This is a genomic window from Actinomadura roseirufa (genome assembly GCF_900659635.1).
Lineage (GTDB): Bacteria > Actinomycetota > Actinomycetes > Streptosporangiales > Streptosporangiaceae > Spirillospora > Spirillospora roseirufa.
Genome location: NZ_CAACVB010000265.1, coordinates 1 through 9607 on the forward strand (window position 1 = coordinate 1; position 9607 = coordinate 9607).

Sequence of the window (9607 nt, forward strand, 5' to 3'; positions counted from 1 at the left end):
GCCTCGGTCAGGGTCGGGTTCCGCACGACGCCGAGCATCCGCCGGGCCTGGTCGTAGTGGGGCGCGAGCTCGTCCCGCCAGTCGGTTATGTGAGCCCACCGCGCATCGATCGAGATCGGCCGCCCAGCCGTGGGCGGCCTGGCAGTCAGGGCAGACCAGGACCTGGTGATCGTCCCGTACCCCGCGCCGCCACGGGCTCGCGCCGCGCACGGGGTCGGTCTGCCGCGCCCCGCAACGGAAGCAGGGCATCACACCTCCAGGGTGCGGGGACCGGGCCGGCCGCGCGGGCTCGCACCGCGCCGCCGGCGCCGGTCCGGTTCGCTCAGAGCTCGGCGAGCGCCTTGCGGTACTCGGCGATGTCGCGCGCGTCCGGGATGGCGTTCTCGACCTTCCAGCGGACGACGCCCTCGGTGTCGATGACGAAGGTGCCGCGCGTAGCGAGGCCCCTCTCCTCGTCGAACACGCCGTAGCGCTGCGCCACCCCGCCGTGCGGCCAGAAGTCCGACAGCAGCGGGAACTGGTACTTCTCCTGGTCGGCCCAGGCGCGCAGCGCGAACATGGAGTCGACCGAGACGGCGAGCACCTGGACGCCGGAGTCGTCGCCCAGCGTGGGCAGCTCGTCCCGGATCTGGCACAGCTCTCCGGTGCACACGCCGCTGAAGGCCAGCGGGTAGAACACCAGGACGACGTTCTTGCCGCCACGGAAGTCCGACAGCCTCACCGGTGCGCCGTGCTGGTCCTTCAGCTCGAAGTCCGGTGCGCCGTCGCCTACCTCAACCGCCACTGCCTCTCCCGCGGGTCGCCCCGCCGCCGCGGGGAACGTGCGCCCCCACGGACGTGGGAACGGGCCCCAGTCTGCCACCCCCGGACCGCGCGCGACCGGACCGGGCGGTGGATCCCGGTCACACTCCCGATCACACGGCGCGACCCGGCGCGACCCGGTCCGTCCCGGAAGCGGGATCCGGGCACGCGGCCGTACGGCGCCGCGCGAGCAGCGGACGCCGTGCCGGGCGGCCCCGGCTACTTGCGGACCTTGGGTGCGACCAGACGCGTCCCCGACCATTCCTTGGCGGCGCTGATGCTGCTCGTCTGGGACAGGCCGGCGGTCTGCGCCGCCTCACCGATGTCGCTGGGCTCGACGTGCCCGTCACGGCCCGCCTTCGGCGTCAGCAGCCAGATGTTGCCGCCGCCCGCCAGCGGGATCATCGCGTCGGTCAGTCCCTCGAACAGGTCGCCGTCCTCCTCGCGCCACCAGAGCAGCACGATGTCGACCACGTCCTCGTAGTCCTCGTCGACCAGCTCGTTCCCCGTGACGGCCTCGACGGAGCCGCGGAGCTCCTCGTCGACGTCGTCGTCGTAGCCGATCTCCTGCACCACCTGGCCCGCCTTGAGGCCGAGCCGTTCGGCCAGGCTGCGCTCAGACTGCGCCTGACCCGCGGTCGCGCTCACGAAAGTCCTCCCATGGTCGAAAGTCCGCACGGTGCCCTATGCACGATGCATATCCGGCCCCCCGGGACGGGTGGCCCGCCCACACCAGTGCGGTGTTTGCGGGACAGTCCACACAAGTGGGGGCCCCTCGCGCAAGTGTCTTCCCGGCTTTTGGTGGCCTCATTGGCCCGAATACGGAGGCGGCCGTGACCGGACGCCCACAGAGGGTGACAATCCACGCTCATCCCTTAAACAATCCAGGCTCATCCCTTAAGCAGCGACAACCTGACCTGCCGGTCGGGATTGTCGACGTTCAGGTCGACCAGCGCCACGGACTGCCACGTCCCGAGCGCGAGCCGGCCGTCCAGAACGGGGACGGTGGCGAAGGGCGGCACAAGCGCCGGCATCACGTGCGACCTCCCGTGGCCGCGCGACCCGTGGGCGTGCAGCCACCGGTCGTCGGCCGGGAGCAGCTCCCGCAGCGCGGCCAGCAGGTCGTCGTCGCTGCCGGAGCCGAGCTCGAGGATCGCCACGCCGGCGGTGGCGTGCGGCACGAACACGTGCAGCAGCCCGTCCCCGCCCGCCGAGGCGGCGAACCGCTCGCAGTCGGCCGTGATGTCGTGCACGGTCTCCTTCGTACCGGTGGTCACCCGGACCACGGTGCTCTCCATGATCACTGGTGTACCCGATCCGCGCCGCCGGACCCCTCACGGCGCGCCCGGATCCTGGCCCGGATCCGCGCGCCGCCGCCGGCCGCCGGGCGGCGCGGGCGGTCAGCGTCCGGAGACGCCCTCCGCGTCCACGGCGCGCTCGATGACGGCGTCCGGTCCCGGGTAGACCAGCGTCTCGTGCCCGTCCTCGAAGCGGACGAGGTAGGGCGGGCCGCCGTCCGGGCCGCGCACCTCGACGATCTCGCCCTGCCGGTCGGCCTGCCCCACGACGTGGGCGTGGACGTGCAGGCGGTCTCCGATTGTCGCGTTCATGACTCCCCCAGGCTCGTTTCGGCCCGCCGCCTGGCGGACCGTGCCGGGCATGGTGCTCCTTGTACCCAGCTTCATACGTTCCGGGCGTGCAGTCGAGTGCCTCGCGGGTACCACCTCCGGCGGCGGCCCCGGACGGCGTCCCGCGACGGACCGGAACGGCACCTCACAGCACCGGTACCCCGGTTGACCGGGAAGAATGGTTACCGAATGGTAGAGATGCGTTAGCCGTCATGAACGGCGACGATGGATCACGAACCGAGGCGACGAACAGTCATGCCGGGGCCGCCGGCCGCCCGGACGGGCGATCGTGGCCCCACCAGCGCAGACGGCAAGCACAGAGGGGATCCCGTGGCTTCCGGACGTCAACGCTTTTCGATCATCAGCGACGGCCTGCCGAGTCAGCTGCCCGACATCAACCCGGAGGAGACCCGAGAGTGGCTGGAATCGCTTGACACGGTCATCAAGACCGAGGGCCGGGGCAGGGCGCGCTACGTGATGCTCAGGCTCCTCGAGCGGGCCCGTGAGCAGCAGGTCGGGGTGCCCGGCCTGCGCAGCACCGATTTCATCAACACGATCCCGCCGGAGTCGGAGCCCTGGTTCCCCGGCGACGAGCACGTGGAACGGCGCATCCGCGCCTACATCCGCTGGAACGCGGCGATCATGGTGTCCCGCGCCAACCGGCCCGAGCTCGGCGTCGGCGGCCACATCGCCACCTACGCCTCCGCCGCGTCGCTGTACGAGGTCGGGTTCAACCACTTCTTCCGCGGCAAGGACCACGGCGAGTCCGGCGACCAGGTCTTCATCCAGGGTCACGCGGCGCCCGGCATCTACGCCCGCGCGTTCCTGGAGGGCCGCCTCCCCGAGGGCAGGCTCGACGGGTTCCGGCAGGAGCAGTCGCATCCCGGCGGCGGCCTGTCGTCCTACCCGCACCCGCGCCTCATGCCGGACTTCTGGGAGTTCCCCACGGTCTCCATGGGGCTGACCGCGATCGACTCGGTGTACCAGGCGCGCTTCAACCGCTACCTGTACAACCGCAAGATCAAGGACACCTCCCGCTCGCACGTGTGGGCCTTCCTCGGCGACGGCGAGATGGGCGAGCCGGAGTCGCTGGGCGCCATCGGGCTGGCCGCCCGCGAGGAGCTCGACAACCTGACCTTCGTCGTCAACTGCAACCTGCAGCAGCTCGACGGGCCGGTCCGCGGCAACGGCAAGATCATCCAGGAGCTGGAGTCGTTCTTCCGCGGCGCCGGCTGGAACGTCATCAAGGTCATCTGGGGACGCGACTGGGACCCGCTCCTCGCGCAGGACGGCGACGGCGTCCTGGTCAACAAGATGAACACCACGCCCGACGGGCAGTTCCAGACCTTCACCGTCGAGTCCGGCGAGTACATCCGGGAGAAGTTCTTCGGCGACGACCCCCGGCTCCGCAAGATCGTCCAGCACCTCACGGACGACGACCTGCGCAAGCTGTCGCGCGGCGGCCACGACTACCGCAAGGTGTACGCGGCGTTCAAGGCGGCCCGCGAGCACGTCGGGCAGCCGACCGTGATCCTCGCCCACACCATCAAGGGCTGGACGCTCGGGTCCGACTTCGAGGCCCGCAACGCCACCCACCAGATGAAGAAGCTGACCAAGGCCGAGCTCAAGGAGTTCCGGGACCGGCTCTACCTCGACATCCCCGACTCCGCGCTGGAGGCGCCGCTCCCGCCCTACTACCACCCGGGCGAGGACTCCGACGAGATCCAGTACATGCGCGAGCGGCGCGCCGCGCTCGGCGGGTTCCTGCCCAAGCGGGTCGTGCGCGCCAAGCCGCTGAAGCTGCCCGGCGACCCGGTCTACGCCGAGCTGAAGAAGGGCTCGGGCAAGCAGAACATCGCCACGACGATGGCGTTCGTCCGGCTGCTCAAGGACCTGATCAAGGACGAGAACCTCGGCGCCCGGTTCGTGCCGATCGCCCCGGACGAGTACCGCACGTTCGGCATGGACTCGCTGTTCCCCACGTCCAAGATCTACTCGCCGCACGGGCAGACCTACGACGCCGTCGACCGCAAGCTGCTGCTGTCCTACAAGGAGTCCGAGCAGGGCCAGATGCTGCACGAGGGCATCAGCGAGGCCGGCTCGATGGCCTCCACGATCGCCGCGGGCACCTCCTACGCCACGCACGGCGAGCACATGATCCCCGTCTACATCTTCTACTCGATGTTCGGGTTCCAGCGCACCGGCGACCAGATGTGGGCCCTCGGCGACCAGATGGGCCGGGGCTTCCTCCTCGGCGCCACCGCCGGCCGCACCACCCTCACCGGCGAGGGCCTCCAGCACGCCGACGGGCACTCGCCGCTGCTCGCCGCGACCAACCCCGCGTGCGTCCACTACGACCCCACCTGGGCGTTCGAGCTGGCGCACATCGTGCAGGACGCCCTGCGCCGCATGTACGGCTCGTCCGAGGAACACCCCACCGGCGAGGACGTCTTCTACTACCTCACGGTCTACAACGAGCCCTACCAGCAGCCCGCCGAGCCCGAGAACCTCGACGTCGCCGGGCTCCTCAAGGGCCTGTACCTGCACCGTCCCGCGCCCGAGGTCTCCGCGGGCAACGGCCAGGCCCCGCGAGCCCAGATCCTCGCCTCGGGCGTCGGCGGCCGCTGGGCGCTGGAGGCGCAACGGCTCCTCGCCGAGGACTGGGGCGTCGCGGCCGACGTCTGGTCGGCGACCTCCTGGAACGAGCTCGCCCGCGAGGCCGCCGCCTGCGACGAGTGGAACCTCCTCAACCCCGGCACCGAGCAGCGCGTCCCCTACGTCACGCGGAGGCTGGAGAACGTTCCCGGGCCGATCGTCGCCGTATCGGACTACATGCGCGCCGTACCCGACCAGATCGCCCCATGGGTGCGCGGCGACTACTCCTCGCTCGGCACCGACGGCTACGGCTTCTCCGACACCCGCGCCGCCGCCCGCCGCTTCTTCCACGTCGACGCGGCCTCGATCGTCCTCGCGGTCCTCACCCGCCTCGCCCGTCACGGCGAGGTCAAGACCGAGACCCTCCAGCAGGCGATCGAACGCTACAAACTGGACACCGACGTCAGCTCGGTCTTCGCCGGCGGCATCGGCAGCGCCGAAAGCAACACGGGAGGAGACGCGTGATTTATTGCATTGCCCTTGGCGTCAGGCGCTAGCGCGCCTTCCTTCAACGGGCAATGCGGCGATCGCTGGCATCGCTCCGACTCGCCCTAGAGGGCTCGCTGCGCGATCAGGTTCTCGCTTCGCCCGAACCTGGCTTCGCACGCGATCGCAACGTTGCGGCTGGTCACGGGTTGAGCTGAAAGAAGCGTGTCGGGCTGGTCTTGATCGCGGAGGTGTAGGCCGCGATCTGGACACGTCGCACGTTGTGCGAAGGGCCCCGAGGGTTCTCGGGGCCCTTCATCGTGTCCGGGAGTTCAAGGCCAGCTTGACCCCGCTGCTCAGCCGTCGCGCGAGCGCGCTACCTGAGCGGCGGGGGCGACGCCGGAGGCGAGCCCCCGCCGGGAAGATCGCGAAGCGATTCGCGCTCGCACAAGAACGGTCAGGTGCGAGCCGCTAGGCGAGCACCTGGGCCGGGCTTGCGATCAACGCGGCTTGAAGACGCCGAAGCGGTTGCCGGCGGGGTCGATCAGGTGGGCGAATCGCAGGCCCGACTTGCCCGTCGTGGCGGGGACGGCCACCTTGCCGCCGGACTGTTCGGTGCGGGTGCAGACGGCGTCCACGTCGTCGACGAGGACCATGAAGGTCGCGTGGTTGGCCGACGGGTCCGAGGTGCGGGAGATCCCGCCGCTCGGCTCCCCGGCGCCCGCGTAGCTGATCAGGTCGTAGCCGCCGTCGTCGTCGGGGTCCTGCGCGAACCGCCAGCCGAACAGGTCGCCGTAGAACCTGCGCGCCTCCTCGGGGGCCTCGGTGCCCACCTGGAACCACGCGACGGTGTTGTACGCGGGAACGGTCATCGCCTTCTCCTTATGTGTCAGGTCGGGTCCGGCACCGTGCGTCCGGCGCCGGGGACCAGGGTGGGCGGAGCGGGCGACAACCCCCTGTCGGGATTTCCGCGGATCCTCAGACGAATTCGAGCGGGCGCAGAACGTAGTCGGGCGGGCCGGACGGGATGTCGTCGAGCCGGCGTTCGGGGGCGGGCTCGTCCAGCAGCGCCGCGCGGCGGACGCGGTCGATGCGGAACACCCGGGACTCGTCGCGCAGCCGGCACCAGCCGAGCAGGTACCAGCGCAGGCGGACGGCGGTGAACGCGAGGGGCTCGACGTCGCGCTCGGTCTCGCTGCCGCCCGCGTCGACGTAGCCGAGCCGGACGACGCGGCGCGCGGACATCGCCTCCTCCAGCACGGCGGGCACCGAGACGGGCGCGGCGGCCTCGCCGTCCGGCGGGCCGACGAAGCGGATGCGGTCGGCGAGCTCGCGGGCGGTGGCCCCGTCGCCCGCCGACATCGCCGCGACGATCTTGTGCAGGGCGGTGCGGGCCGACCGGGAGAACGGCGAGCCGCCGGCGCGGGCCAGGGCGACCGCGACGGCGACGGCCTCGGCGGGGGTGAAGTTGAGCGGCGGCAGCGTGCGGCTCTTGTCCAGCGTGTACCCGCCGCCGCGGCCGACGTCGGCGTAGATCGGCACGCCCGCCTGCTGGAGCGCGGCGATGTCGCGCTCGATGGTGCGGACGCTCACCTCGTACCGCGCGGCCAGTTCCCGGGCGCTGGCCCGGCGCGGCGCGCGGGCCCTCAGCTCCTCCACCAGTGCGTACAAGCGGTCGGTGCGGTTCACGCGGCGACGGTACGCCCCGCCTCTGACATCCATGAGGATCACACCATCGCGGCGTGGATTGTGTGGGCGGCGCACATGGGAGGGCGGGCGGGGCGTCCGTAGGTTGTGCGCATGACGAGCGAAGCGGCCGGCGGGCTGGATCTCACGGGGCGGCGTGCCCTGGTCACCGGCGGCGCGGGCGGGATCGGCCTCGCGTGCGCCCGGCGGCTGGCGGCGGCGGGGGCGCACGTGGTGGTGGCCGACATCGACGGCGCGGCGGCGGAGCGGGCGGCGGCCGAGATCGGCGGGACGCCGGTGGCCGCCGACCTGGCCGAGACGGGCTCGCTCGCGGGGCTGGCGAGCGGTGTGGACGTCCTGGTCAACAACGCGGGCGTGCAGCACGTGGCACCGCTGGAGGAGTTCCCGCCCGAGATGTTCGCGCGGATCCTGAGGCTGATGGTGGAGGCGCCGTTCCGGCTCGTCCGGGACGCGCTGCCCGGCATGTACGAGCGCGGCTGGGGACGGGTGGTGAACATCTCGTCCGTCCACGGGCTGCGCGCGTCGCCGTTCAAGGCGGCGTACGTGACGGCCAAGCACGGCCTGGAGGGGCTGTCCAAGGTGATCGCGCTGGAGGGCGCGCCACATGGTGTCACGTCCAACTGCGTCAACCCTTCTTATGTGCGCACCCCACTGGTGGAGGGGCAGATAGCCGATCAGGCGCGCGCGCACGGGCTGGAACCGGACGAGGTGGTGGAGCAGATCATGCTCGAACGCGCCGCCGTGAAGCGGCTGGTCGAGCCCGGCGAGGTGGCGGAGCTGGTGGCCTACCTGTGCTCGCCGGGGGCGGCGATGCTGACCGGCGCGTCGCTGTCCCTGGACGGCGGCTGGACGGCGCACTGAGGCATGTCCACAATGTCCCCTATGACCTGCGGTGTCTTCCTTGAGCTGCTCGCCCGCGAGGCGTCCCCCGTGGAGTTCGAGGGGCCGCTGGTGCGGGCGCGGGCGGCGGGGGCTCCCCCGGCGGTGCTAGCCGAGCTGGAGGCCGCCAAGCTGGCCGCGCTGCGGGTCCGGACGATCATGCGCAGGCACGCGCGCCGGGAGGCGGAGCTCGCGGCGCTGTTCGACACCGCGGGCGACCTCGCCGGGCTGCGCGACCTCGACGCGGTGCTGACCGCGATCACGCGCCGGGCCCGGCGGCTGCTGAACGCCGACATCGCCTACCTGACGCTGAACGACGACGAGCGCGGCGACACCTACATGCGGGTCACCGACGGCACGGTGTCGGCGGCGTTCCGGCGGCTGCGGCTGCCGATGGGGGCGGGCCTGGTCGGGCTGGTCGCGCAGACGGCGACGCCCTACACCAGCGCCCGCTACCTAGGGGACGGACGGTTCCAGCACCGGGACTTCATCGACGCGGCGGTCGCCGAGGAGGGCGTGGTCGCGATCCTGGGCGTGCCGATGCAGCTGGGCGGCCGGGTGATCGGGGTCCTGACGGCGGCCGACCGCGGCGAGCGCCCCTTCGACCAGGAGGAGGTGGCGCTGCTCGGCTCGCTCGCCGCGCACGCCGCGGTCGCCATCGACAATGCCCGCCTCCTGGAAGAGACCCAGGCCGCACTGGACGAGCTGAGCACCGTCAACGAGGTCGTCAGGGCTCGAAGCGCCGCTGTGGAGCGAGCGGCGCGCGCGCACGACCGGATGACCGCGATCGTGGTCCGCGGCGGCGGGGTCGAGGACGTGGGCGCGGTCGTCACCGAACTGCTGGGCGGGACCCTTCACGTCCTGGACGCCGACGGGCGGCAGCTCGCGACCACGGGGACGGTGTCCGCTCCTCTCAGCGAGCACGAGCTGTCCGGGGTCACGGCTTCAGCGCACTCTGCGCGCGCAGGGGCGCACGGTCCACCGCGACGATCTGTGGATCGCGTCCGTCACCACCGGCGACGAGGTGCTGGGCACGCTCGTCCTGCGGTCGGCGGGCGAGGTCTCCGTCGAGGACCAGCGGATCCTCGAACGGGCCGCCCTGGTCACCGCGCTCCTGCTGCTGCTCCGCCGGAGCGTGGCCGAGGCGGAGGGCCGGGTCCGCGGAGAACTGCTCGACGACCTGCTGTCGGGCCGCCACGCGGACGCCGAGGCCCTGGCGGCCCGTGCCGGCCGCGTGGGCGTGGACCTGGACGCCCCGCATGTCGTGCTCTCGGTTCGCTACGGTCCGCCGGAACATCGCCGGCGGGCCGCGTTCTGGGCGTCCTCGTACGCGGCGGCGGAACACGGCCTGGCCGCGTCCCGGGGCGAGGAGGTCGTGCTGCTGCTGCCGGGCGACCGTCCCGGGGACGCGGCGCGGCGGGTCGCCGGGGAGCTGGGCGCCTCGCTCGGGGGTCCCGCCACGGTCGGCGCGGCCGCAGAGCGCCGAGAGCCTCGTCCAGAACTGCGCGGTG

The 9607-nt window shown here is 72.0% G+C and carries 9 protein-coding genes and 1 pseudogene; 4 read left to right on the forward strand and 6 right to left on the reverse strand.

All coding sequences use genetic code 11. From position 1 onward, the window contains the following. Nucleotides 1–322 precede the first annotated feature (322 nt). The 4 genes from E1291_RS34245 to E1291_RS34260 all read right to left on the reverse strand — a co-directional run bounded on the left by E1291_RS34245 (nt 323) and on the right by E1291_RS34260 (nt 2411). Nucleotides 323–784: a peroxiredoxin gene (locus E1291_RS34245; protein WP_131742220.1), complete on the reverse strand. Its 462-nt coding sequence runs from the start codon at nt 782–784 to the stop codon at nt 323–325. A 236-nt stretch (nt 785–1020) separates the two neighbouring features. Further along, nucleotides 1021–1449 carry a DUF3052 domain-containing protein gene (locus E1291_RS34250; RefSeq protein ID WP_131742221.1) on the reverse strand — a complete coding sequence of 143 codons (429 nt, stop codon included), beginning with the start codon at nt 1447–1449 and terminating at the stop codon, nt 1021–1023. Nucleotides 1450–1691: 242 nt separating this feature from the next. Then, complete coding sequence (locus E1291_RS34255; RefSeq protein WP_131742222.1) at nt 1692–2099, reverse strand: secondary thiamine-phosphate synthase enzyme YjbQ; 408 nt, start codon at nt 2097–2099, stop codon at nt 1692–1694. Between the two features lie 102 nt (nt 2100–2201). Then, on the reverse strand, nt 2202–2411 hold the full coding sequence (locus tag E1291_RS34260) for a DUF1918 domain-containing protein (protein WP_131742223.1): 210 nt from the start codon (nt 2409–2411) through the stop codon (nt 2202–2204). A gap of 348 nt (nt 2412–2759) precedes the next feature. Between E1291_RS34260 and aceE the strand changes: the two genes are divergently transcribed. Beyond that, on the forward strand, nt 2760–5549 hold the full coding sequence (gene aceE, locus E1291_RS34265; RefSeq protein WP_131742224.1) for a pyruvate dehydrogenase (acetyl-transferring), homodimeric type: 2790 nt from the start codon (nt 2760–2762) through the stop codon (nt 5547–5549). A 461-nt stretch (nt 5550–6010) separates the two neighbouring features. On the opposite strand, the gene E1291_RS34270 is transcribed toward aceE, so the two are convergent. Both E1291_RS34270 and E1291_RS34275 read right to left on the reverse strand, forming a co-directional pair. Further along, nucleotides 6011–6382 (reverse strand): VOC family protein, encoded by a 372-nt coding sequence (locus E1291_RS34270; protein ID WP_131742225.1) that lies wholly within the window; start codon nt 6380–6382, stop codon nt 6011–6013. A 106-nt stretch (nt 6383–6488) separates the two neighbouring features. Further along, nucleotides 6489–7199, reverse strand: coding sequence for a helix-turn-helix transcriptional regulator (locus E1291_RS34275; protein WP_131742226.1), 711 nt, complete (start codon nt 7197–7199; stop codon nt 6489–6491). Nucleotides 7200–7310: 111 nt separating this feature from the next. Here E1291_RS34275 and E1291_RS34280 point away from each other — a divergent pair, with 111 nt between their 5' ends. The 3 genes and pseudogenes from E1291_RS34280 to E1291_RS44345 form a co-directional block, all read left to right on the forward strand. After that, nucleotides 7311–8078 carry a 3-hydroxybutyrate dehydrogenase gene (locus E1291_RS34280; protein ID WP_131742227.1) on the forward strand — a complete coding sequence of 256 codons (768 nt, stop codon included), beginning with the start codon at nt 7311–7313 and terminating at the stop codon, nt 8076–8078. A 177-nt stretch (nt 8079–8255) separates the two neighbouring features. Then, nucleotides 8256–8702 (forward strand): annotated as a pseudogene (locus tag E1291_RS44340) (GAF domain-containing protein); the annotation flags it as partial. Between the two features lie 418 nt (nt 8703–9120). Then, on the forward strand, nt 9121–9607 hold a 487-nt coding region (locus E1291_RS44345), incomplete at its 3' end, for a CdaR family protein (RefSeq protein ID WP_503108253.1).